Raw genomic sequence first — 22,222 nt, 5'->3', positions numbered from 1 at the left:
AGGTGTACCGGTGTGGGTACGCCTTTTTAGCATTGCCGTGTCCGGATAAAAAATATCAGTTTTCGGGGTGTCCATTCATTCCTGATATGGCTGGTGGGCCGTGCACTGGCTAGGGAATCTCGGCGAGCTGGGCTTCGAGATCTCGACAGCAATCGCGCAAGGCGTCGACGAACCGATCGACCAGTACGGAGTGGGGACGATGCAGTGGACGCACCACGCGGATGGAGTAGGGGATCGACAGGGCAAAGCGCCGAATGGTCAGCCCCAGGTTGACATAGGAGAGCGCCGTCAGCGGGTTGAGGGTCGACACCCCGACACCGTGGGCGACGGTGCTGCACACCGCAGCCGCGCTATGGGTTTCCACCTGCAGCCGGCGGCTGACGCCATGCTCCTCGAACAACGCATCGATTTTCTTGCGGTAGGGGTCGTTGGCGGCAAACGAGATGAACGGCTCGCCTTCGAAGTCCTCGGGGGCGAGCACCGACTTGGCTGCCAAGGGGTGATCCGGTGGCAGTACGCAGACCATGTCCGAGGTGAACACGCAGTCGCTTTCGGTGCCGAGGGCAAGGGTGGCGTCTTCGATCAGCCCCAGGTCGTAGCGTTGCGAGGACAACCATTCATTGAGCAGCGGCTGTTCCTGCGGGGTGATGGTCAGCGCGACACCCGGGAATTGCCGCAGAAAGCGCTTGCAGACCATCGGCAGCAGGGCCTGGGAGAAGGCCGGCAAGGTCACCAGGGCGATCTGGCCGTTCTTGTGTTGGCGGATGGCTTCGGCGGTGCGTTCGATCCGTTCCATGCCGAAATAGGCGCGCTCGACCTCCTCGAACAGTCGCAGCGCCTGTTCGGTGGGAATCAGCTTGGCGTTGGCCCGCTTGAACAGCACCAACTGGGTGATCGACTCCAGGCGGCTCAGCTCGCGGCTCACGGTGGGTTGCGAGGTGTGCAGCAGTTCGGCGGCGGCGGTGGCGCTGCCGGTGGTCATCACGGCCCAGAAGATTTCCATGTGCCTGAAGTTGAGCTTGGCCACGTTGCTTGGGGTCTCGGTGCGGCGGGAGGGGGAACAGATTGTATCTGAATCAGCCGTTGGACTTGAGGGCCCTTTCGCGGCGGTTCGGCGCCCCGACAAGCCACGCTCCTACAGGTTTGGGCTGGCGCAAGGCGGGTGAGAGGCAGTGGTGTTGTCCGATCGTTCCCACGCAGAGCGTGGGAACGATCGGAGGCCTGGGAGCAGGGCGTGGATTACCACAGTGGAATGACGTAGCTCACGTAGAAGCGGTTTTCGTCCTGAAGGGTCTGGCCGGTGATTTCCGGGGCGGCGTGGGCGTTCTGCCATTTCACCCCGAGGCCCTTGAGCTGGCCGGTCTGCACTTCATAGGTCAGCGCCAGGTCGCGTTCCCATTCGCTGGCATCGCTGTTGGCGGCGGTGCGGATCTGGTCGCCGTGGGCGTAGGTGGCGGCGAACTTCAGGCCGTCGATGCCCAGTTGGGCGAAGTCGTACTTGTACTGGGCCATCCAGGTCCGCTCGCCGGCGTGCTGGAATTTGTTCAATTGCAGGTTGGTCAGCGCCGGGGTGTCGGCACCGGAGCCCGGGCCCTGGCGGTTGTCGCCGCTGTTGAGGCCCGAGTCCAGGTACGGGAAGTCGCTGTCGCCACTGTTTTTCTGAATGCCCAGGCCCACGGTATGGCCGGCCAGGCTGTAGCTTTCCATCAGGCTGATGGTCGACTGGTTGATCCGGCCCTTGCTGATACCGTTGCCGTAGTAGCCGGCCGCCGCGTACTCGCTGTCACCGTCGCCGTTGCCTCCGATGCCGAGGCTGCGGTAGGCCCGCAAGTCGCTGTCGATGGCGCCGACAGGCAGGGCATCATGGCGTTTGGCACCGAGGAAAGCCTGCTGGTAGTAGTCCTGCAGGCTCGAGTACCAGGCGCTCAGGGTGGTGCCGGGAATGCCCGCGTAGTCCGCGCCGCCATAGAGGAAGCGGTCGCTCTTTTGGGTGCCGCCGGCGGTGATCATGCCGGTGTCGCCGGTTTCGTTGCGGATCTTGGTCTGGTTGATGTCGCCGACGGTGAAGGTGAAGTTGTCCAGGTCCCTGGAGACCAGTTGCGCGCCGGTGTTGGTCTGGCGGTACAGGCGGCCGTCGGTATTGGCCAGCATCGGGTTGTTCTGGTACAGGGTGCCGATGCGCAGCTCGTCCTTGAGGAAACGTGCCTTGAAGGTCGGGCTGAGTACGCCGAACTGGTCGGCGGACTTGCCGTCATCCAGAGGGAACATGCTGCCGGGGTAGCGGCCCTGGTGGCTCTTGTCGTTGAGGTCGCCGCCCGAATCCAGCTTCAGGCCGTAGAAGGCCTGCAGGTCCAGGCCCAGGCCGATGGTGCCTTCGGTGTAGCCGGACTTGAAGTCGAACTGAAAACCCTGGCCCCAGTCGCGAATGCTGTGGGCCTTGGCACTGCTGCCGCTGATGTCGCGCCCCTGCTGGTTCAGGTAGCGGTTGAGAAGGGTCACGTCGGCGTGGCTGTCATCGATGAAGTCGGCGTGGGCAGACATCATGATACTCGCCAGGGCGGCCCCCATCACGGGACTGTACAGCTTGTTCATTGGTTCGGATCCTGGTCACGAAATTGAAATAAGAGCTGAAAACTCTTGAAACAATTAAGCGGTGGCCATGTGACAGTTCCGAGTCAAATGCGGCGTGCAGCGGATGAAATTAAATTTAGAAAAGGCACCTTTCACCCAGTCTACAGCCTTGATTTATCAGCCTTTTTTCGGTGTGTTGCAGTGCTTCCGGCCTTGGGCGGGTGGCATGCCGAGGGGCCGGCCTACTGCGGGTTCGTGGGGGCGGCAGCATTGACGTCGGCAGGTCTGCGGGGCGGTTCGTCCAGGGGCACCTCCAGGGTGAACAGCGCACCCTTGCCCGGCCCGTCGCTGTGCACACTCATGCGCCCCTTCATCTCGACCGCCGCCAGGGCGCAACTGTGCAGGCCAAAGCCGTGGCCGTTCTTGCGGGTGGTGAAACCGTGGGTGAAGATTCGGGGCAGGTTTTCCGGCGAGATGCCTTCGCCATCGTCCTGCACGCCGATACGCAAGGTCGTGCCGTCGACCACCCGCACGCTCACGGTGATTTCGCGTTCGCGGTTCGTCAGGTCGGACACGGCCTGCTTGGCGTTGCTGAGCAGGTTGATCAGGATCAGCAACAGCCGGTGCTTGTCGCCGAGGAAGATCGGTACCGGCTGGTAGTCCCGGACGACCTTGACGTGATGCCGGATCAGCGAACCGGTGTTCATGCGCAGGGCATCCTCGATCAGATCGGCGATATTCAGGGGTTCGAGCAGCTTGGGGGCGCCGGCGTAGGATTGCTGGGTGCTGACGATTTCCTTGATGTGGTCGACGCTTTTGCTCAGTTGTCCCAACTCCTGGACGATCTCCGTCTGTTCGGCGCCAATGGCGGTGACCAACTGGTTGAGGTAGGCGGGCAGCAGCTTGCCCTTTTCGTCCTGGCTGAAGAAATGGCCCAGGTCATCGGCCCGCTCGTTGATCAGTTGCACGGCCTTGCCGAGCCCCTGTGCCTTGCTGCCACGCACCCGGCGTGTCACCAGGTCGGCCGAGATGTTCACGCTGTTGAGTACGTTGCCGACGTTGTGCAGCACGTTGGTGGCGATCTCCGCCATGCCTGCCGCCCGGGCCGTGCTCATCAGCTCGCTCTGCGCCTCGCGCAGTTCACGGGTGCGCTCTTCCACCCGCTGTTCAAGGCGTTCGTTGGCCGCCTGCAACGCGCTGTTCATCTGGTTGATCAGGGCATGGCTGCGCAACTGGCGGATGATCAGGTAGAACACCCACAGCACCATGAGCGCCGCGCACAGGCTCAGATAGACCAGGTACTGGCGGTTTTGCAGGTCGGCGCGCCGCTGGTTTTCATTGAGCAGTTCGTTGATGGCGTCGAGGTTCGCCGCCACCGGAATGAAGCCGATGCGTTCCAGCAGGTCATTGGTCTGGGGCTGTTCGCTGACCACCACGTTGACCTGTTCGATCAGTTTGTCGATGGGTGCGGCGAAGGCGGGGGGAAGGGTGTTTTTCTGCGAGGTCAGGTACTGGATCTGGCGCTCGATCTTTTCGGCCCTGCCGTTGGTCACGTGGTGGGCATATTCCATCGTGCTCAGGGTCAGTTTCGAGGCGCTGTAGAGCACGCTGAGGGTTTCCACCGGGTGGCTGGTGCTCAACGGCTGCAGGTCGGCCTGGATCGCGTCCTCGATCGCCGACAGGCTTTCCAGGTCATCACGCAGCGTGGTGTTGTGCGCCTGGAACTGTTCGATCAGTTTGCTCTTTTCCCCCGAGGCATCGAGGTAGGCTTTCTTGCGGGCCTGCCAGATGGGGGAACTGTCCAGGGCGCTGTTCAGCGTGACCAGTTGTTCCCAGCGCCTGCCCGATTCCGCGGCGGGGCCGGCCAGCAGGTTGTAGTTGTATTCGTCGCTGATGCGGGTCTTGAGAATCCTGGCATCGAGCCGGGCGTCCAGTTGCTTGAGCTGGCGAATCAGGTCGCGGGATTCGACGTAGGTTGAGGTCTCGCCCGAGAAGGCCTTGACCAGAAGGAATGCCAGGAGGCTGGCGAGAATGACGAACAGGGTGATCAGCGCGGTACCTCTGTACCTGCTCCATTGCATCATGGCGGACGTCCTGTGCACTACCGGGTCTTCCCTGAGTGTAGTGCCGGCTGACGCTTTCGCCCTGAGAGGGGGTGTGCGGACCCGACGGCCGGGCCGGTCCATCCGGGCCCGGGCGGTCGTCAGCGCCTGCCGGGCCGGACGTGGGGCAACCTTGCGTTGCCCCGTGCAATCATCCGTGTTGCGGCGATGGCGGCAGGAACCAGTTCAGTACCAGGGCGCAAATACCGCCGGTGGCGACACCGGATTCGAGCACGTTGCGCAGCGCCGCCGGCATGTGCGCGAGGAACTCCGGCACCTGCGACACCCCCAGGCCCAGGGCCAGGGACACGGCAATGATCAGCAGCGCCCGGCGGTCGAGGGTGATGCTCGCCAGGATGTTGATGCCCGATGCCGCGACGGCGCCGAACATGACCATGGCCGCGCCGCCCAGCACCGGCTCCGGGACCGCCTGGATCGCGCCGGCCACGGAGGGGAACAGGCCGAGCAGGATCAGCATCAGGGCGATCCACTGGCCGATGTGGCGACTGGCGATGCCGGTGAGCTGAATCACGCCGTTGTTCTGGGCGAAGATCGAGCTGGGGAAGGTGTTGAACACCCCGGCCAGTAGCGAGTTGGCGCCGTTGACCAGCACACCGCCCTTGATCCGTTGCATCCACAGCGGGCCTTCGACCGGCTGGCGCGAGACCTTGCTGGTGGCGGTGACGTCACCGATGGCTTCCAGCGAGGTCACCAGATAGATCACCAGCATCGGGATGAACAGCGACCAGGAGAAGCCCAGGCCGAAGTGTAGCGGCGTTGGCACCTGGAACAGAGGCGCTTCGTGCATGCCGGTGAAGTTCAGGCGACCCAGGTAGCCGGCCAGAGCGTAGCCGACGGCCAGGGCGATGACGATGGCGCAACTGCGCATCCACACCAGCGGGATGCGGTTGAGCACGACGATGATCGCCAGCACCACGCCGGACAGCAGCAGGTTCTCGCCGTTGGCGAAGGTGCCGTTGCCCATGGCGCTGAAGCCGCCGCCCATGCTGATCAGGCCGACCTTGATCAGGGTCAGGCCGATCATCAGCACGACGATGCCGGTCACCAGCGGGGTGATCATGCGTTTGACGAAGGGCAGGATGCGCGAGATGCCCATTTCGACGAAGGAACCGGCGATGACCACGCCGAAGATTGCCGCCATGACGGCTTCCACCGGTGTGCCTTGCTTGACCATCAGGGCGCCGCCGGCGATCAGTGGGCCGACGAAGTTGAAGCTGGTGCCCTGGACGATCAGCAGGCCGGCGCCGAACGGCCCGAAACGACGGCACTGGACGAAGGTGGCGAGGCCGGAGATCACCAGTGACATCGAGACGATCAGGTTGGTGTCACGGGCCGACACGCCCAGGGCCTGGCAGATCAGCAGGCCGGGGGTGACGATCGGCACGATGATCGCCAGCAGGTGTTGCAGCGCGGCGAGCAGGCCGATCAGCAGGCGAGGGCGGTCCTCAAGGCCAAGGATCAGTTCATTGGCCTGGGGGGCGCTGGGCGGGGTCTGGTGAGAGGTCATGGCAAGTGCCCTGGCAAAAATGAGCGGCGATTCTACTGCAACGACCTGGGGCGTGAAGCACTATCTGTGGGAACGGGTTCGACATGCCCGCTCTCACGACGCCAGCGCCCAACGGCGCGCGTGGCTCAGTCGAGGATGTCGAAACCGCTGCTGCACAGCCGCTCGCCATTGATCAGCAGGTGCACTGCATGGTGGCCGCTGTAGTGGCGGCGCGTGGTGAGTTCGCGGATGTGCTGGCGGCGGCTCGTGTTCTGCTGTTTCCGGCGCTTTTATTGAACGACCGTCGGGGCGCAGTGGGGGCTGTCCGTGACAATCCGGTTGCGCCCGCTTTTCTTGGCTTTATAGAGAAGGCTGTCTGCGTGGGCGAACCACTGTTTTGCACTTTCGAACTCGTCATGCCAACTGGCTATGCCTACGCTGACGCTCAATGAAGGGGCTACGATATGAGCGCTGTTGATTTTGAAATTTTGACAGGCGCGCTCGATTATCGTTGCAGCCTGCTCCAGGGAAACGCCCTCCATGATTATGCAGAACTCATCGCCGCCGAACCTGGCAATAAGGTCGGCAGAGCGTAAGGAGGACCTGAGTGTTTTGCTCAGCAGGCAAAGAATGGAGTCGCCAGTCGGGTGGCCGTAACGGTCATTCACTTCTTTGAAGTTGTCCAGATCAAGCACTATGAGAAACGTGTTGTTTTTTCTGTTGTTGGAGCTGGCGATGTTCTTCAGCTCTTCGTCCAGGTATCTCCTGTTTAAAAGCCCGGTTAGTTCGTCTGTTATGCTAAGGCTGTTCAGGGTGTTTTTTATCTTGTATAGCTCTGAGGCAAGCTTATATGAGGTAAAGCTTACCGAGATAGGGTATAGCGTCAACAGTGGCAGGCTTGACCAAGCCGACAGAATTGAGCTTTGTTGTAAGTCTATTCCGACGAGAATCTGCCACGCGAGTATGCCTGATGCTTGCAGGGTTAGTCCTTTTTTCAGATTCTTCAAGCCGCCCGTGTTGATGGCGTTCATTGCCACCATTGCGGATAGGCTTATTGAAGAGATCGGGTTTAATCCGATGGCGCCAATCCATAAGCCACACAGCAGTGAGTCGACGTCCAGATTTCGTATTTCTGCCATGTAAGGGTTTTTTGAGCGGTTGGAAATTCTATAGGCTACATGGGGCCATATTGCAACATTTATAAAAAGCAATGACGCCAGGATCAGGAAATTCTGTTGGTGGATGATGGATTCTAAAATGATGGGCGCACACAATATCGTACCCAGTATTCGTGGGTAGTAGATTCTCTTGGTGAACCGTTTGCCGTGCTTTATTCGATCCAAGGTTCACCTCAACTGATCACGTGACATGCTCCTGTATGCCATCATGTCTGTCGTGTTTTGTCTAGCATCATGGATTCTGGTTTTTGGTTTTTGCCAATTTCTCTTGTGGGAAAATTGGACTGGCTAACCGGGTTCTTGATTGACGCCAATGAGCTTTAGTTGGTGGACGGGGTTCATGTATCGGAGCGGATACAGCACTTCGGGTAAGGGCCCGGAAGAGGCTTTGTCATACAGACCCTAGGCTCTGTCTGAAATCCCAAGAAACTGAAATGTGGCCTCAGAACAGCCTGGGCTCTGTACAGTCGCCGACCATCTACGGAAAGGAATTCTGTGATGGCAAAGCGTTATGAGCTCTCGGATGAAGCGTGGGCGGTGGTCGCCGATCTCTTTACGGCAGCTCACGTCAGGGGCCGGCCCCGCAGCAGTGATCGCTTGATGCTCGATGGTGTGCTCTGGGTACTTTGTTCAGGAGCAGCCTGGCGAGATATGCCCGAGCGTTTCGGGTCTTGGGCGACGGTCTATCACCGCTTCCGAGTCTGGCGAAACCGCGGAACATTCGATCAGATGCTCAGACGATTGCACCTCAGACTTAATGACAAAGGCTTGATCGACCCCCGCACCTGGATGATCGATTCGACCGCTGTTAGAGCAACCCGTGCTTCATCTGGAGCGCGGAAAAAAGGGGGGCTGACGAGCCTACCGATCACGCTCTAGGCCGCAGTCGTGGCGGCCTGACAACCAAAATCCACATGCTCTGCGACGCCAACGGGATACCGTTGCGCTTTCTCCTCTCTGGCGGTCAAGCCAGTGACACCAGCTACGCACAACCACTGTTGGACGGAGTCAGCATTCCATCGAGCCAACGTGGGCGCCCGCGCAAGCGCTGTAAATGGCTGCTTGCCGATAAGGGCTACGACGCCGAAGCGCTACGCCGCTACTGCGACCAATATCGAATGCAACCCGTCATCCCACTGCGTTCGATGAAGCGCAAGCCCAAGCCTGGCTTACCCAGACTGTTCGACCGGCCCAAATACCGACAGCGCAACATCATCGAACGCATGTTTGGCTGGCTGAAAGAGAACCGCCGAATCGTCACGCGCTTCGACAAGCTCGCAAAAAGTTATGCAGCGATGGTCTCGCTGGCTTGTGTCTTGCGGTGTATGCGACGGCTTTTTTCAGACAGAGCCTAGTAGTGTGGATTTCAGATAGATGTGCAGCCCTGGCCGGTGGTCGCCTGAATGCACCCTGATTTTTCGGGACTGAACCCTCGACTTCAACCGACCTGTCGTGGCTGCCGTCTCCAGCCGGTCAGCGGCTTCTAGACCCTCATTCGTTCAGTTGAGCAGAAACTTCTTTCGCCAGCTCGATGAAAACCCGAGCCGCAGCGCTCTGGTAGGCGCCTTTGCGTTGCATGAGGACGGCGGTGCGCTGCAAGCGTTCGGGCTCGAGTGCGATCGCCACCAGGTCGCCATGGGCGAAGGCGGTGTTGGCGGGCAACAACGTCGACAGCGTGGTCCTGCGAACGATTTCGATCACTGCACCGAGTGCATTGGCCTCCATCCGCACTTCAGGGCGTATTCCGTGCTCGCGGCAGTAGCGATCGATCTGTTCGCGGGTCGCGAATTCCGTGCTGAGTAGAACCAGCGACTCGCCGCTCAGGGCCTGAGGGCCAATGGACCTTTCCTGCGCCAGGGGGTGGGTGCGGTTCACCACCAGGGCGAGGGTTTCGATCAGCAAGGGCAGGGAATCGATGTCCGGGGTGTGTATTTCATCGAACGCGATCCCCACGTCCAACGCTCCAGCGATGAGCAGGTCCTCCATGCGCTCCTGGGAGATCTCCTGCACGTTCAGGGTGATCTGTGGGTAACGCGAGTGGAATGCCTGGACCAGGGGGCCCACCAGGTAGGTCGTGAAGGTCGGTGTCACCGCCACCCGCAACGACCCGCGACTGAGGTCGCTCACATCATGGATGGCTCGCTTGGCTTCGCGCAGTTCCTGTGAGGCCCGGCGCGCATACTGTAAATAGACCTCCCCGGCATCGGTCAGACAGGTCGTGCGTCCAGAGCGATCGAACAGCTGGGCGCCGAGACTTTCTTCCAGGAGCTTGACCTGCTGGGACAGCGCAGGCTGGGAGACATGCAACGCCGCAGCGGCCCGCGTGAAGCTGTGGTGCTCCGCCACGGCGAGGAAATACTGGATATGTCGGGCAAGCATGGATTTATCCATAAGATAATCTGATCAATCACATAATAAATGAGACTTTTACCTTATGTAAGAGCGCCCCTAATCTTGGCTTCAACAACCCGCGACATCGAGGACGAAGCCATGAAAGACATCATTGACGGTTTTCTGAAATTCCAAAGGGACGCCTTTCCCGAGCGGATCAAGCTGTTCCAGGATCTGGCCACGCAGCAGAGCCCAAGGGCGTTGTTCATCTCATGCTCTGACAGTCGACTGGTGCCTGAGCTGGTCACCCAGCGCGAACCAGGCGATCTGTTCGTGATCCGCAACGCGGGCAACATCGTGCCTTCCTATGGCCCTGAGCCGGGCGGTGTGTCGGCCTCGGTCGAATATGCCGTCGCCGCGCTGCAGGTTGCCGACATTGTCATCTGCGGCCACTCCGACTGCGGGGCGATGACCGCCATTGCCACCTGCAAGTGCCTGGACCACATGCCCGCTGTGGCGGGCTGGTTGCGCTACGCCGATTCCGCCCGGGTAGTGAATGAAGCCCGCCAACACCCGGACCAGCCGACCAAGGTCGCGGCCATGGTGCGCGAAAACGTGATTGCGCAATTGGCCAATATCCAGACTCACCCGTCGGTGCGCCTGGCCCTTGAAGAGGGCCGCGTCACCCTGCACGGCTGGATCTACGACATCGAGAGCGGGCGTATCGACGCCTTCGATGGCAGCACCGGGACCTTTGTGTCCCTCGCCGACCACCCGCAAGTCCACGCCGTTTCCCAACCAGCCAGGCAAGTTGCCTGAACCCGATATCAACCGAGGAGATAACCCCATGATCCAGACACAAGCCACCAAAAGCCTCCGCCAGGCCCTGACCGAAATTATCGTGATGGCCAAGGCCCGCAAAGGCCTGTCCTACGCGCAACTCACCGAGGGTACCGGCCTGTCCGAAGCCTTCGTCACGGCAGCCCTGCTGGGTCAGCACCCGCTGCCTGCCAACGCCGCGAAGGTCGTGGGCGAAAAGCTGGACCTTGACGCCGACGGCATCGCCTTGCTGCAGACCGTCCCTGTTCGTGGCTGCTTCGAGAACAGCGTACCGACCGACCCCACCCTCTATCGCTTCTACGAAATGCTGCAGGTCTACGGCACCACCCTCAAGGCTCTGGTCCACGAGAAGTTTGGCGACGGCATCATCAGCGCCATCAACTTCAAGCTGGACATCAAGAAGGTCGAAGATCCGGAAGGCGGTTCCCGTGCCGTGATCACCCTGGATGGCAAGTATCTGCCGACCAAGCCTTTCTGACCCTGCTGTGAGTCTGCCCGGCGTCTGACGGCGACCGGGCTACCCCCCAACCCCTTATCTCAGGCTGCGCCACCCCGGCGTGAAGCCAGGCCTTTTTTCGCCCTCAATACAGGTGAGTTGCCATGAAATATTTATTCGCTTTATTCCTGGGTGGTCTTTGCTCCGTTGCAGTAGCCGATGAGCTCACTGCCCAAACCCCGCAGGTTACCGTCGAGTCCTATCGTGACGCTCAGGACCTGGATATCGCCCACGTGGTCGCCAGTACCGAAATACCGGACGTCTGCGGCGTAGTGCCTGTGCAGATGACCTATGACGACTCCAAGGGCATTCGGCACACCATCGCGTACCACGTCATGGGGACTGGCTGTACCCACTGATCATGCCGCTCGTCAGCCTGTCTGGCGCCCGATCATGCGGCGCCAGCGGCGGGGGACCTTGGCCGCAGTCGCGGGGCCCGGTTCTCGTGAGCCAACCCTTCCTCATTCCGCGTTCTGACGTTTCAACGCGGTCGTTGCGCCCCGTGTGAATCAGTTCCGCCAAGTCCACATTCGACCGCATGCTCGCGGTTGACTTCCTCGTTTTTCTGGCACGCTTCGACTCAATCATAAACAAGCCTTGGATCAGTTTCTGGCCGCAGATGCTGGATGAGGTTCTGGCAGGCGTGTGATCGATGTGGGATCAGTGGGGTGCAGGCGCAGCGGCCATCGTTGCCCGTGGCCTTCCTTGCTGGCAACGGCAGTGGCGCCAGGCGTTTCGCGGTTTTGCCGTTGAACAGGATGAGTTCGGCAGTCATGGAGCCTGCTTGGGGCGGGTGCGGCTGCGGTATCTGTGAGCGAGTGGGCGACGCAGAGGCAGGGATCGGCCTTATCAGCAGACCTGATCCTTCTTGAGAAGGGTCAGGTCTGCTGGATGCTTGGCGGGGGTTAACGGGATGTTCAAGTCAATCTGGCTTGTATTGAATGGCCGGCCTTGGAGAAAGGCGCGTTGAAGCGATATTGGCGCAACTTTACTTGCGTTGACGACGCGGCTGTTACCCAACGCTGACGTCGTAAATAACGCGCTCGCCAGTAGTATCAAAACTCTATGGTGCAGGCGTACGGCTCCTCGAAACTGAAGTTTCGCCGCGCAGTGTCATCACGGTTGGAGCCGTACTTGCGTTATAGAGCGTTCATATTGAACGAATGGTTTTCGTCACGCCCTATCCAGTTGACCAACTTGAGATATAAAGATGGATCTGGATTGATGGGACAACTTACAGCCCAAGTTCTGTCAGGCCTGGATGATCATCCGGACGGCGCCCCAGTGGCCAGTGGAACTTGCGTTCGCTTTCCTTGATCGGCATGTCGTTGATGCAGGCGAATCGGCGGCGCATCAGACCATCCGCTTCAAATTCCCAGTTTTCGTTACCGTAGGAGCGGAACCAGTTACCGGAATCATCATGCCACTCGTAGGCGTAACGGACGGCGATGCGGTTATCGGTAAAGGCCCAGAGTTCCTTGATCAGGCGATAGTCCAGCTCTTTCTTCCATTTGCGGGTGAGAAAGCCCTTGGCCTCTTCGCGATTGGTCGCGAATTCAGCACGGTTACGCCATTGGGTATCCAGCGTATAGGCGAGCGAGACCTTCTCGGCATCGCGGCTGTTCCAGCCGTCTTCGGCGAGTCGGACTTTCTCAATCGCCGATTCGCGAGTGAAGGGAGGAAGTGGCGGGCGAGTTTGGGCATTGGACATGGTAGTGCCTCCAGTCTGGTTGGATAAATCGGTATGGGTAACGTCTTTTGAAACTCAGGCCCTTATGAGGAGGCCTCTAACAACAACTATGCAAATTCCCTTGCATGGTCGGCTGCGCGATAATCATCCAGCACGGGTGCCATAGTGATTGCGCCTTCCATTAATATTATTGACTGCCCGGCTTAAACTCAGCGTTTGCTCGATATTCAGTGCCCGGTCAGCCCAAGCGTATAATTCAGTCGTTTCTGCCTGCGCACTTTCGCAAACTTGCGGATGGGGATCATCTGGATCCCCAAACTTCTCCCGCAGTGTTGATCATCCACAGCCAGAAAGACCCTCCGACTCGAACCGGCCGTGAACGGATTAAGCACGCGATCCGTCATGGGTGGGTTCATGAGTTTAATGTAGAACGATCGTTCTCCCTGGTCAAGCGACACCGGGAGAATTTTTTTCCGAGGGGGTGAGCAGGCCAAGTCGAGAGGCATCCGGGAGCGCTTCGAAAGCGCTGGATCGACCCTCACGGCAACCTGCTCGACGGCCTACGCCATGCTCCTGCGATGGCGCAACAGGCCGAGAAACGAATCAAGCTGCACTCCGAAGCATTTTCACGGTCCATGTAAAACGCATCGTTGAGTGGGAGGTGAACCTTGGCAAGACAGAAAAAGCCCGTCGTCGATGGCATGCATTTGACGACGCTTTCTTCCAACCGCAAGGACCGCTTCTTCGCAGCCATGGACGCCAGCCACAGCGCGATGATCGTGACCGATCCGGCGCAGCCGGATAATCCGATCATTTTTGCCAATCAGGCATTCCTGACCCTGACCGGGTATGAGCACGACGAGGTCATCGGACGCAATTGCAGGTTCCTGCAGGGCCCGCAGACCTGCAAGGACACCCGACGGCAGGTGCAGTTGGCGGTCGGGCGGCACCATGAAGTGTGTGTGGAGGTGATCAATTACCGCAAGGACGGCTCCTCCTTCTGGAACGAGCTCTTTATTTTCCCGCTCTTCGATGAACGTGGCCGACTGACGTATTTTTTCGCCTCCCAGTTGGATGTGAGCCAGCGTCACGATGTGGCGCTGCGCAGGCGTCGGGCCCAGGACCTCGAGGCACTGGGGCAGCTCACCGGCGGTATTGCCCACGATTTCAATAATCTCCTCCAGGTGATGGTGGGCTATCTGGAATTGATTCAGCTGAGCGCAAAGCGTCCTGGCAGCGATCCGCAGCGTATTTTCAATAGCGCCAATCGTGCCAGGGCCGCCGCCGAAAAGGCGCAAACCCTGACTCAGCAGTTACTGGCGTTTTCGCGCAAGCAACGGCTGGAGAGTCGTGTGTTCAACCTGAACACCTTGTTGAGCCGCCCCGGCGTCATGGCGCGTGCGCTGCATGACGTCCACCTGCAGGTTGATCTGGCCGACGATCTGTGGAACTGCCTGATTGATCCTGGTCAGGCTGAGCTGGCGGTCCTGCAGTTGCTGACGAACGCCCAGGAGGCGCTGGAGGGCCGCGTCGATCCGACAGTGACCGTCAAAACCTGCAACGTGCGGATTCCAGGCGACGCCAAGCTTCAGCGGGAGGGGTTGGCAGAGGGGCGCTATGTCAGCCTTTCGGTGAGTGACAATGGCAAGGGAATAGCGGCGGAGCTGCAGGACAAAGTCGTGCAGCCGTTCTTCACCACCAAGGAAGAGGGCAAGGGTTCTGGCCTGGGGTTGTCGATGGTGTACGGCTTTGCCAGGCAATCGGGGGGCACGGCCCGCATCCATTCATACCCCGGTGTCGGCACCACGATACGCCTGTATTTTCCTGCAGATGACAGCGAGTACTGCGACGAGCAGGCGCCGACAGCGCCTCTGTCGCTGCAAGGTCGTGAAAGCATCCTGATTGTGGAGGACCGGCCCGAGGTGGCCGAGCTGGCCCAGGTGATTCTGTCGGATTACGGCTATCAGATAGACACCGCGCACGATGCCGCCCAGGCATTGGCCCTGCTCCAGAACAAGGCCTACGACCTGGTGTTCAGCGATTTGATCATGCCGGGGGACATGGACGGCGCGGCACTGGCGCGTGAGATATCCCGCCTGTATCCGCGCACGAGGATCCTGCTTACCACAGGCTACGCGAAAGACGCGCTCGAGCGGGCCAATATCCAGGTGCATGAGTTCGAGGTGCTTCCCAAGCCTTATCAGCCTGCTGATCTACCCCGAAAGATACGTGCCGTGCTTGACGCTCAGTGACACCGGCGCAAGACCGCGCTGGTCGGTGAACCTGGGAGAGGGCTACCCAGGGCAGGTGAAAATCCCGTCGTTGTCAGGCAAAGCGTACACCGGCACAGACCTCTGAAATCCACCTCCCTATACTGCCCTTGCGTATTGAGGTGTGGGGGCATGGGCTCAGGCGTTTGCCCGAGCCAGCCTGGGCGCATTGGCCAGATAAAATCCATAAAAAAGCCCGCACTGAGTACGGGCAAGACAGGAGTGCTTATGAGCAGCCTGGAGTGACCAGACTCACTATTGAGATTTAAAAAAACCTGAGCTTTCTCGATTGTTTTTCCAGGTTGCCGACGGATGGTGGAGGTTCTTGAACAAGCGCGCCATGCCCGGATAGGCGGGTTCAGGTTGCGGTCTTTTTGCTGCGTACTTTGCGCGGGGGCGACGAGGAGGGTGCCTTGCTTTTTGAGTGTTCCGGTTCAGGTGGCGCGACGCGGCTCTCTACAGAGCCCGACAACTCGTCAGTGCCAGCCGCTCCCAGCTCATCCCTGGCTTGTAGCCAGTGTACAAAGTCCCGGCCATCAGGTTTGCCTTGCTGCTCCCAGATGCGATAAGCCGTGAGCCGAATCGTTTCTTCGTCCATTGTGATGCTCCCGTTATAAATCAAAGTCGTCAGGAATAAATGAAGCTGCTGACCGAGTCCGACTTGATGATGGGCAAGTCGATGGCATGGATCAGACCGGCGGCGATCGCTTGTTGCGGGTCAATGATCCTCGGTGCGGCGATCAGGTATTTTTCGGTTTCCAGTTTTTCGATAGCGCCGTGGGTGCGCTCGGCTACGATACGTACATACAGTTGCAGGTCGTAATCGAGGCTCATGGCATATTCGGACATGCGTGAATGATCTACGGCACCCTGAACATGCCAATGAAAGGGATGAAATAGAAACTTGCTGTATTGGCAGGCGGTCCTGCGCTCGCCAGCCAGGAAGATGATGTTGCCCATCGACTCGACTGTACCCAGATTGTGGGTATGCACGGGAATCGGCAGAGACAACAGAAAGTTGTACAGGGTAAACCCGTAGCTACATTCACCCCCCATGGTTGCGATATTGAGCACCAGCTCTGATGCGTCTTGCTGTACGGCCGCCGAGGCCTTTTCGATCAGTTGGCTGCAGGTGGAGGCGGTGATCGGCCCGGTGAAGTTGATAATGTGTAAAGGCATGGTTTCCCTCTTCAATCAAAGCAGGGGAGCGCAGCTCCCCTATGCCAGGCACGTCAACGGTTGCACTCGCTACCATGGCTATTTTCGCCACCTTTTTTACCGGTTTCGTTCACACTCATATGGCCTTGCTTGTCTTGAGTACTCATGCTGGATTTCCTCTCTGTCAGAGAGATTTTTAGAATTTAATGCTGATGTGCCGGGGTTTGTATCAAATAGCGCAGCCTTATGGATGGTGTAATAGGTTTCTTTCACAAACGGGGGGTGTCTGAGATGCACCGACGATGGCTTCGGACTGTCTGACCCTTCGCTGATGTTCGTAACAAGGGGGTGAATTCGAGGTCGGGCCAGTCTTGGCTTCAGGACGTGTTTCCACGCCTCGCTGGCGATTATTGTGCTGCTTATCAGTTGGCGTTCGCATGATTGATATCCTTGGTTTGACTGCCTGTCTGCTAGCGGTCTGATTCAGGCTGCCGGCAACTATTCAGAGAGTGGCGGCGATGGGTGTGTTTTCTTTTTTTTCGAAAATGGCGACGAGCGGCATTCGGATAAACTTATACAAGTCGGGTGCCGTTTCGTATAAGTAGGGTGGCGGGATTGATATTAAGGTGATGGCAATGACCGCTCGGCTTTCTGCTTGCTGATAAAGAGCAGCGATTAGAACCGAATCTGTCAGTGAGCAAGTCCGGATTGACTCGGGATGGCCTTCCGTGGGATATATCTCGGCCGCACGCTCAACTTCTCAGTAACTTGCTATAAATCCCGGTGCGCACCCAATTAATTGGGTTTGTTTTCTTCCTGAATGAATAATCACCTATCTAGTGGGACGCCCTTGCGATGCCTTCTACTCTTGAATTGCGTCGTCTGATTGAAACCGCATTTCTGCCAACCCCGTGCATCTGCACGGTCGATCAGGGGAAAACCCTCACGATTCAACTGATGGACGCAGATACCCGGCAGGAGCAGCTCACCGTCACCGGCATTGACCCTCAAGGTTTGAGGTCGATTCGGGCCATTGCGCTTCTGGTCGCAGAGATCAAGGAGGAGCTCAGGCTCAATGCGCGAGCGACGGATGAGTCCGCAGACACCTGAGGCGCCAATAGCCTGACATCGCCCTATCGAGGTGAAAACTCGAATAGCTGGGTGCCGACGCCTGAAAAGCTGTACAGAATTCTAAAAGATGTACATGTAAGCGTCGGTTCGTCTACACCCCGGGCATCTGCTTCAACACCCCTTCATCTTTGACTCCACCCCGCAACAGCTCCCCCTGCGCTCAGCTTTTCTGAACAATTTCCCCCTTTGCAGACTCCACCGAACAGGCAACGTGTCGTGATGGAGCGCGAAGGGTACCTGGCGATCCGCAAGGATTGCCGGGTGGGCCAATCCGGTCTTGACCACCACAAGCGGTCGGTGAGGCAGTGACAGCCTTGGCGTCCGTCGAAAAACACCTGGGGAGAAAGGGGTATGTCCACCGCCGCAAACATCATTGCTTGTCTGCATAAGCAGGCCTTGCGGTTCACCACCGCGCCGTCGTGCACCGCAGGCAGGATCGGCGAGAGGGCATGGGAGGAGCTGCGTGAACCAGCCTGAATCCGCGGACGAGCAAAGCCGCGATTACCCGGTACGCGAAGACATGGTCTATCAGCTCAAAGTCTGGCGATTTGAGCGGTGGGGTTGGTATGGCTTGGTCGTTATCGTGTTGATGGCATTGCTCGGGGTTTTTTCTCGTGGGCCGCTGAGCAGCCGGGAGCTTCACAGCCAGGACGGCAGGGTAACGCTGCGCTACGAGATCGTTCACCGCAACGGCTCGACCAATCCCATGAAGATAACCGTTGCCAGTGGCCGGGCCCAGTCGCAGGTCGAGTTGGCGCTGGATGGGGATCTTTTCGAGGGATTCAGCATTGAAACCCTGCAACCCGATCCGATCAGGACGGTCAGCTCCGCACGGGGGCTCAGGTTTTGGCTGCAGACCGACGCTCAAGGACAGGCCACGCTTTATCTGATGCTGCGAGGCGATGGCCTGGGAGGCTACAGCAGCCGCGTATCGATAGCGGGCTCCTCGCCCGTTGAACTGACACAATACATCCTACCGTAGGTGCACCATGGACTCCGTGTTACGAGCGGCCGCGATGTACGTGGCCTTGATGATCCTGTTCAAAATCGCTGGAAGACGCTCGCTGGCGGAGCTGACCACGTTCGATCTGGTATTGCTCATGATCATTGGCGAGGCCACGCAGCAGGCGCTGCTTGGCGACGATTTCTCGTTGACCAACTCCATCGTGGTCATCGTCACGCTGATTGCGGTGGACGTGGGCCTGTCGCTGTTGAAGCGACGATTCTCGACAATCTCCCGGCTGATCGACGGCGAGCCCACGATTCTCGTCGAGCACGGCAGGATTCTGCATGAGCGCTTGCGTCAGGCGCGTCTGATCGAAGCGGATCTCATGGAAGCGGCACGTTCAAACCAGGGCATCGAACGCGTGGACCAGATCAAGTTCGCCATACTTGAGCGAAATGGAAAAATCTCGGTCATTGCGCAGGATCAATGAGGGAGTCATCAGCGCCCTCAACCACATTCGCGTAGGCACGAGCTGCCCTGCCGAGCAGCGCGGCGCGCTCGTCGCCGTCGATGAAGCCTTCGTCGAAGTACTCATCGGCCAGCCGCACGAGCTCTTCATGCTGCTCCTTGGCGTTCATGTGACTCTCCGGTTTTTCCAGCAGTTTTTCCCAAGCCTGTAAGGCATGTTCCTTTCGGTCTTCGTACATGGCACACCTCATGGAATGATGACGAGCGCAAGGGCCCAGGCCTCGGTTGAACGACAGTACGGAAAAGCTCGGCCAAGGTTCCAGGCGTTACCCTCCAGGACTCTCGTTGGCCGATTGGCGCATGGCTTTGGCACGCTTTTCCAGTACCAGGTAGCTGGCGCCCGCGAGCAACAGGGGAGGAGGTAGTAGAGCGTTCGATAACCCAGCAGTGCGGCCACCAGCGGGCCCTGGTCAAGCTGGTCGTGGAGCAGGGCGAGAAAAACCGCCTCCAGCACACCCAGCCCTGCGGGAATATGCGTGATGACGCCTGCGACACAACTGATCAGCAGAACCCCCAGGATCGCAGGATAGCTCAAGGGAGCCGGGAGCAGCAGGAACATGAGGCCCGCCATCAACGCCCAGTTGCTGGCACCGAGCCCGACCTGAAACAGCGCCAGGCGCAGCGAGGGTAAGGTGAACTCGTACCTGCCCCAGGCCCAGGCCCTTTGCCTGGCCCACCCGCAGGCAAGCAGATAACCCCCGGCGATGACGACCAGCGTCAGTCCGATGAGCTGCAAACCGAGCGCCCCCAGGCTCCAGCTGTCCGGCAATGTCACCAGACGCAGGGAAAACACCACGCCGGCCAGGGCCGCATAACCTATCCAGTTGGTGACGATCCCCAGGGTAATGATTTGCGTGACCGTAGCTGTTTCAAGCCCCAGGCGCTTGTAGAGGCGTAAACGCAAGGCGATGCCGCCGATCCAGGTGGTGAAGTTCAGGTTGAAGGCATAACAGACAAAGGCCACCGGCAGAACATGCCGCACCGGCAGCGTGTGGCCGGTGTAGGCGCGGGCGAGCAGGTCATAACCGCTGACCAGTGCGTAGCTCAACAGGGCCATCGCCAGACCGAGCAGCAGTGTCCCGGGTTCATAGCCTTGAATCGAACGCAGGACCTGGTGCCAATCCAGGTGGCGGGCCATCCAGTAAAGCAGCGTGCAGACGAGCACCACAAAGCACAGTGTCAGCCACTGCCGGCTTCGGGCCTGCCAGGCCTTGCCCGTCATCAGCGCTCTCCTTCCTGGCAACTGATGGGCTGCGCGTGGGGGGCCAGGGGGCGCAGGTATTGCTTGTGCGCCGGCAGCCAGCCGGCAATCGTCGGAAAATGCCGGATGCAGTGAAAGCACAGGAAGATCAGCGGGGCCCTCCACCAGAAGCCGCGGACCATGCGCTCGAGGGTGATCCGCTTGCAGTCGTGGCGGATGAGCTGTTGAAGGTGATCGTGCAGGTGTTTGTTGAACACGTCATCGCGAATGAAGAGATTGGCTTCCAGGTTCAAGGCCAGGCTCAACGGATCGAGGTTGCTCGAACCCACCGTGGCCCATTGATCATCCACCAGCGCGACCTTTCCATGCAGTGGCCGACGACAGTATTCCAATACCCTGACGCCATCGCGTAGCAGGTGGTTGTACAACAGCCTGGAGAGGGCACGCACCCAACGCAGGTCCGGCTGCCCCTGCAGAATCAGCGTCACCTCCACACCCCGCCGGGCGGCGTTACGCAGCTCTCGCAGCAACCGGTAACCCGGAAAGAAGTAGGCGTTGGCGATCAGCACGCGAAAGCGGGCGGCCTGGAGGGCTGCCAGGTACTGCTCCTCGATCGTATTGGTGTGATGCTGGTTGTCACGGTCAAGCAACCGTGCCCATGCCTGTCCGCGCAGACGGCCGTCGGGCGCCGCCCGCTGCTCGGGTGGCTCTTGGCCCAGCAGGCGCAGACAGCAGGCCTGCACCTGGGCCACGACGGGGCCGGTCACCTCCACCGCATAGTCCTGTTTGGCCATGGGGCCGGATTCGTCCAGGTGATCGGCGCCATAGTTGAGCCCGCCGACAAACGCCCGCTGGCCATCAATCACGACAAGCTTGCGGTGCAGGCGCCGAAAGAGATTGGTACGCATGCCCATCCAGCGCGGTTGAGGATCGAAGACATGCAGGCGCACCCCCGCTGAGGTCAGGGCCTGGATGAAGGCGGGAGGCAGGTCGGCGGTACCGTAGCCATCGACCGTGACATCGATCTGCACGCCCCGTCGAGCGGCTTCGACGAGCACCTGCTGCAATGCCTTGCCCACGGCATCGTCCTGGATGATGAAGGTTTCAAGCAGCACGCGTTGGCGAGCCTGGCCGATGCTGTCGAAGACACGGCGGTAATAGTCGTTGCCATTGATCAGCAACCGGACGTCATTACCTTCCAGCCAGGGGGCGTTCACAGGGCCAGCTCCACCACCAGCGACGCATGGTCCGACAGGTGCGACCAGGGGCGTGTGCTCAGTACGCGTGCGCCCAGGGGCGAAGCATTGCGCACGTAGACCCGGTCCAGGCGTAGCCAGGGAAACCGCGCAGGAAAGCTGCGTGCCGGCGCACCTTCAAGCTGGGCGAAGGCTTCGACCCAGGACTTCTCGCAGAGCCGGCGGTCAGCGCGTCGACGCCAATCGTTGAAATCCCCGGCGATGATCACCGGCGCGTCGGGGGGCAATGCCCCCAGGTAATCGAACAACAGATCGATCTGGTTCTGACGCTGGGCTTCGCGCAGGCCCAGATGCACGCAAATGGCGAACACCCGGGCATGCCCGGGCACATCCAGTGTGCAGTGGAGCAGCCCGCGCTGCTCGTTGCCCTGGACCGAAACATCCCGGTTGCCATAGGCCAGGATCGGAAATTTGGAGAGCAGGGCATTGCCGTGATCCCCATTGGGATACACCGCGTTGCGTCCGTAGGCGAACTGCGGCCACATGCTGTCGGCCAGGTACTCGTACTGAGGCAATGAAGGCCAATCGGGGTAGCGCTGCTCGTGTTGGCGATGGCTGCCATGCACTTCCTGGAGAAACACCAGATCAGCCCCGGTGCTGCGTACGGCCTCGCGCAACTGCGGCAGGATGAAGCGCCGGTTGAACAGGTTGAAGCCCTTGTGCACATTGAGGGTGAGCACCGTCAGTCGATGTATCGCATCGACAGCCGGTGGCAGGCTGGCTGGGCCTGGTACGGGGTTGACCTGGTTCACCGTTCTCCTCCTTCCTTCCGGGTCTGGCCTGCGCGTGTCGGCTTCACTGTGAGCGGACCACGCGGGCGCGAGGGGGCTGATTTCGAGCTGTCCCCTGTAGCTGCGACCGGGCCTTGCGCCGTGCAGTTCAAGAAGAATCCGTGCGCCCCGGATAGCCGGCGCCCTGCGGGGCGGCAGGCTGCCACGACGCCCACGCTCCGTTGATCGATCCGGCCGAACTATTGATCCGCGGGGTCAGTCGGCTTCCCTATAGGGTCAACAAAGG

General features: G+C 59.7%; 21 protein-coding genes and 2 pseudogenes. 8 read left to right on the top strand and 15 right to left on the bottom strand.

The annotated features are described in order from the left end of the window. Positions 1-109 precede the first annotated feature (109 nt). The 6 genes and pseudogenes from ACM62G_RS00590 to ACM62G_RS00565 all read right to left on the bottom strand — a co-directional run bounded on the left by ACM62G_RS00590 (position 110) and on the right by ACM62G_RS00565 (position 7,523). Positions 110-1,027, bottom strand: coding sequence for a LysR family transcriptional regulator (locus ACM62G_RS00590; RefSeq protein ID WP_419736476.1), 918 nt, complete (start codon positions 1,025-1,027; stop codon positions 110-112). Between the two features lie 212 nt (positions 1,028-1,239). After that, complete coding sequence (locus ACM62G_RS00585) at positions 1,240-2,592, bottom strand: OprD family outer membrane porin (protein WP_419736475.1); 1,353 nt, start codon at positions 2,590-2,592, stop codon at positions 1,240-1,242. Between the two features lie 221 nt (positions 2,593-2,813). Beyond that, the gene (locus tag ACM62G_RS00580; RefSeq protein ID WP_419736474.1) at positions 2,814-4,655 is read right to left on the bottom strand and encodes a DAHL domain-containing protein; all 1,842 of its coding nucleotides are present in this window, start codon (positions 4,653-4,655) and stop codon (positions 2,814-2,816) included. 169 nt (positions 4,656-4,824) lie between these two features. Continuing rightward, positions 4,825-6,201, bottom strand: coding sequence for a nucleobase:cation symporter-2 family protein (locus tag ACM62G_RS00575; protein ID WP_054062767.1), 1,377 nt, complete (start codon positions 6,199-6,201; stop codon positions 4,825-4,827). 125 nt (positions 6,202-6,326) lie between these two features. Further along, positions 6,327-6,455, bottom strand: a pseudogene (locus tag ACM62G_RS00570) (DNA alkylation repair protein); the annotation flags it as partial. A gap of 15 nt (positions 6,456-6,470) precedes the next feature. Then, a complete protein-coding gene (locus ACM62G_RS00565; protein WP_273823379.1) occupies positions 6,471-7,523 on the bottom strand; it encodes a diguanylate cyclase in 1,053 nt (350 codons plus the stop codon). 333 nt (positions 7,524-7,856) lie between these two features. Between ACM62G_RS00565 and ACM62G_RS00560 the strand changes: the two genes are divergently transcribed. Further along, positions 7,857-8,713 (top strand): IS5 family transposase gene (locus tag ACM62G_RS00560; RefSeq protein ID WP_419735755.1). Its coding sequence is split into 2 segments (ribosomal slippage): positions 7,857-8,211 and positions 8,211-8,713, totalling 858 coding nucleotides; the frame shifts between segments, so codons are not numbered across the junction. Between the two features lie 136 nt (positions 8,714-8,849). Here the strand turns inward: ACM62G_RS00560 and cynR are convergent. Further along, positions 8,850-9,737, bottom strand: a complete 888-nt coding sequence (gene cynR, locus ACM62G_RS00555; protein WP_273823380.1) for a transcriptional regulator CynR — start codon at positions 9,735-9,737, stop codon at positions 8,850-8,852. Between the two features lie 111 nt (positions 9,738-9,848). On the opposite strand from cynR, the gene ACM62G_RS00550 reads away from it, so the two are divergent. From ACM62G_RS00550 to ACM62G_RS00540, 3 genes are all read left to right on the top strand, one after another. Then, positions 9,849-10,508: a carbonic anhydrase gene (locus ACM62G_RS00550; RefSeq protein ID WP_273823397.1), complete on the top strand. Its 660-nt coding sequence runs from the start codon at positions 9,849-9,851 to the stop codon at positions 10,506-10,508. Between the two features lie 28 nt (positions 10,509-10,536). After that, positions 10,537-11,007, top strand: a complete 471-nt coding sequence (gene cynS, locus ACM62G_RS00545; protein WP_054056925.1) for a cyanase — start codon at positions 10,537-10,539, stop codon at positions 11,005-11,007. Between the two features lie 122 nt (positions 11,008-11,129). Then, positions 11,130-11,384, top strand: coding sequence for a DUF2790 domain-containing protein (locus ACM62G_RS00540; RefSeq protein WP_054056924.1), 255 nt, complete (start codon positions 11,130-11,132; stop codon positions 11,382-11,384). Positions 11,385-11,605: 221 nt separating this feature from the next. Here the strand turns inward: ACM62G_RS00540 and ACM62G_RS00535 are convergent, their stop codons facing one another. Together ACM62G_RS00535 and ACM62G_RS00530 are read right to left on the bottom strand one after the other, a co-directional pair. Further along, positions 11,606-11,800 (bottom strand): hypothetical protein, encoded by a 195-nt coding sequence (locus ACM62G_RS00535; protein ID WP_416772804.1) that lies wholly within the window; start codon positions 11,798-11,800, stop codon positions 11,606-11,608. Positions 11,801-12,259: 459 nt separating this feature from the next. Continuing rightward, the gene (locus ACM62G_RS00530) at positions 12,260-12,736 is read right to left on the bottom strand and encodes a DUF1348 family protein (RefSeq protein WP_054056923.1); all 477 of its coding nucleotides are present in this window, start codon (positions 12,734-12,736) and stop codon (positions 12,260-12,262) included. A 647-nt stretch (positions 12,737-13,383) separates the two neighbouring features. On the opposite strand from ACM62G_RS00530, the gene ACM62G_RS00525 reads away from it, so the two are divergent. Further along, positions 13,384-14,967 (top strand): histidine kinase famiy protein, encoded by a 1,584-nt coding sequence (locus tag ACM62G_RS00525; protein WP_419736473.1) that lies wholly within the window; start codon positions 13,384-13,386, stop codon positions 14,965-14,967. Positions 14,968-15,343: 376 nt separating this feature from the next. Here the strand turns inward: ACM62G_RS00525 and ACM62G_RS00520 are convergent, their stop codons facing one another. Beyond that, positions 15,344-15,583, bottom strand: coding sequence for a DUF2934 domain-containing protein (locus ACM62G_RS00520; protein ID WP_419736472.1), 240 nt, complete (start codon positions 15,581-15,583; stop codon positions 15,344-15,346). A 29-nt stretch (positions 15,584-15,612) separates the two neighbouring features. Beyond that, a complete protein-coding gene (locus tag ACM62G_RS00515) occupies positions 15,613-16,164 on the bottom strand; it encodes an ATP-dependent Clp protease proteolytic subunit (RefSeq protein WP_054062763.1) in 552 nt (183 codons plus the stop codon). An 834-nt stretch (positions 16,165-16,998) separates the two neighbouring features. Between ACM62G_RS00515 and ACM62G_RS00510 the strand changes: the two genes are divergently transcribed. The 3 genes from ACM62G_RS00510 (at position 16,999) to ACM62G_RS00500 (ending at position 18,710) form a co-directional block, all read left to right on the top strand. Continuing rightward, entirely contained in the window at positions 16,999-17,253 is a 255-nt protein-coding gene (locus ACM62G_RS00510; protein ID WP_054056919.1) for a DUF1652 domain-containing protein, read from the top strand. Positions 17,254-17,737: 484 nt separating this feature from the next. Further along, on the top strand, positions 17,738-18,256 hold the full coding sequence (locus ACM62G_RS00505; RefSeq protein WP_419736471.1) for a hypothetical protein: 519 nt from the start codon (positions 17,738-17,740) through the stop codon (positions 18,254-18,256). Between the two features lie 7 nt (positions 18,257-18,263). Continuing rightward, complete coding sequence (locus ACM62G_RS00500; RefSeq protein ID WP_054056918.1) at positions 18,264-18,710, top strand: DUF421 domain-containing protein; 447 nt, start codon at positions 18,264-18,266, stop codon at positions 18,708-18,710. Here ACM62G_RS00500 and ACM62G_RS00495 read toward each other — a convergent pair. From ACM62G_RS00495 to ACM62G_RS00480, 4 genes and pseudogenes are all read right to left on the bottom strand, one after another. Further along, positions 18,691-18,927, bottom strand: coding sequence for a hypothetical protein (locus ACM62G_RS00495; protein ID WP_416772808.1), 237 nt, complete (start codon positions 18,925-18,927; stop codon positions 18,691-18,693). The two genes, ACM62G_RS00500 and ACM62G_RS00495, sit on opposite strands and share 20 nt — an antisense overlap. Positions 18,928-19,014: 87 nt before the next feature. Next, positions 19,015-19,970: pseudogene (locus ACM62G_RS00490) on the bottom strand (lysylphosphatidylglycerol synthase domain-containing protein). Beyond that, positions 19,970-21,166 carry a cardiolipin synthase ClsB gene (gene clsB, locus ACM62G_RS00485; RefSeq protein WP_054056915.1) on the bottom strand — a complete coding sequence of 399 codons (1,197 nt, stop codon included), beginning with the start codon at positions 21,164-21,166 and terminating at the stop codon, positions 19,970-19,972. Before clsB ends, ACM62G_RS00490 begins: the two are co-directional and overlap by 1 nt. Then, positions 21,163-21,957: an endonuclease/exonuclease/phosphatase family protein gene (locus ACM62G_RS00480; RefSeq protein WP_419736470.1), complete on the bottom strand. Its 795-nt coding sequence runs from the start codon at positions 21,955-21,957 to the stop codon at positions 21,163-21,165. The genes clsB and ACM62G_RS00480 overlap by 4 nt, the downstream gene beginning before the upstream one ends. Positions 21,958-22,222 lie beyond the last annotated feature (265 nt).

This window comes from Pseudomonas sp. COR18, assembly GCF_048568395.1.
GTDB classification, from domain to species: Bacteria; Pseudomonadota; Gammaproteobacteria; order Pseudomonadales; family Pseudomonadaceae; genus Aquipseudomonas; species Aquipseudomonas fuscovaginae_B.
This window is presented reverse-complemented; position numbering and strand designations above follow the sequence as displayed.

What these genes read in the sequence shown, in the direction of transcription:
- ACM62G_RS00585 (WP_419736475.1), bottom strand. Translation starts at nt 2,592, where the DNA reads ATGAACAAGCTGTACAGTCCCGTGATGGGGGCCGCCCTGGCGAGTATC.
- ACM62G_RS00580 (WP_419736474.1), bottom strand. Translation starts at nt 4,655, where the DNA reads ATGATGCAATGGAGCAGGTACAGAGGTACCGCGCTGATCACCCTGTTC.
- ACM62G_RS00535 (WP_416772804.1), bottom strand. Translation starts at nt 11,800, where the DNA reads ATGACTGCCGAACTCATCCTGTTCAACGGCAAAACCGCGAAACGCCTG.
- ACM62G_RS00575 (WP_054062767.1), bottom strand. Translation starts at nt 6,201, where the DNA reads ATGACCTCTCACCAGACCCCGCCCAGCGCCCCCCAGGCCAATGAACTG.
- cynR (WP_273823380.1), bottom strand. Translation starts at nt 9,737, where the DNA reads ATGCTTGCCCGACATATCCAGTATTTCCTCGCCGTGGCGGAGCACCAC.
- ACM62G_RS00500 (WP_054056918.1), top strand. Translation starts at nt 18,264, where the DNA reads ATGGACTCCGTGTTACGAGCGGCCGCGATGTACGTGGCCTTGATGATC.
- ACM62G_RS00550 (WP_273823397.1), top strand. Translation starts at nt 9,849, where the DNA reads ATGAAAGACATCATTGACGGTTTTCTGAAATTCCAAAGGGACGCCTTT.
- ACM62G_RS00530 (WP_054056923.1), bottom strand. Translation starts at nt 12,736, where the DNA reads ATGTCCAATGCCCAAACTCGCCCGCCACTTCCTCCCTTCACTCGCGAA.
- ACM62G_RS00495 (WP_416772808.1), bottom strand. Translation starts at nt 18,927, where the DNA reads ATGTACGAAGACCGAAAGGAACATGCCTTACAGGCTTGGGAAAAACTG.
- ACM62G_RS00515 (WP_054062763.1), bottom strand. Translation starts at nt 16,164, where the DNA reads ATGCCTTTACACATTATCAACTTCACCGGGCCGATCACCGCCTCCACC.
- ACM62G_RS00520 (WP_419736472.1), bottom strand. Translation starts at nt 15,583, where the DNA reads ATGGACGAAGAAACGATTCGGCTCACGGCTTATCGCATCTGGGAGCAG.
- cynS (WP_054056925.1), top strand. Translation starts at nt 10,537, where the DNA reads ATGATCCAGACACAAGCCACCAAAAGCCTCCGCCAGGCCCTGACCGAA.
- ACM62G_RS00540 (WP_054056924.1), top strand. Translation starts at nt 11,130, where the DNA reads ATGAAATATTTATTCGCTTTATTCCTGGGTGGTCTTTGCTCCGTTGCA.
- ACM62G_RS00510 (WP_054056919.1), top strand. Translation starts at nt 16,999, where the DNA reads ATGCCTTCTACTCTTGAATTGCGTCGTCTGATTGAAACCGCATTTCTG.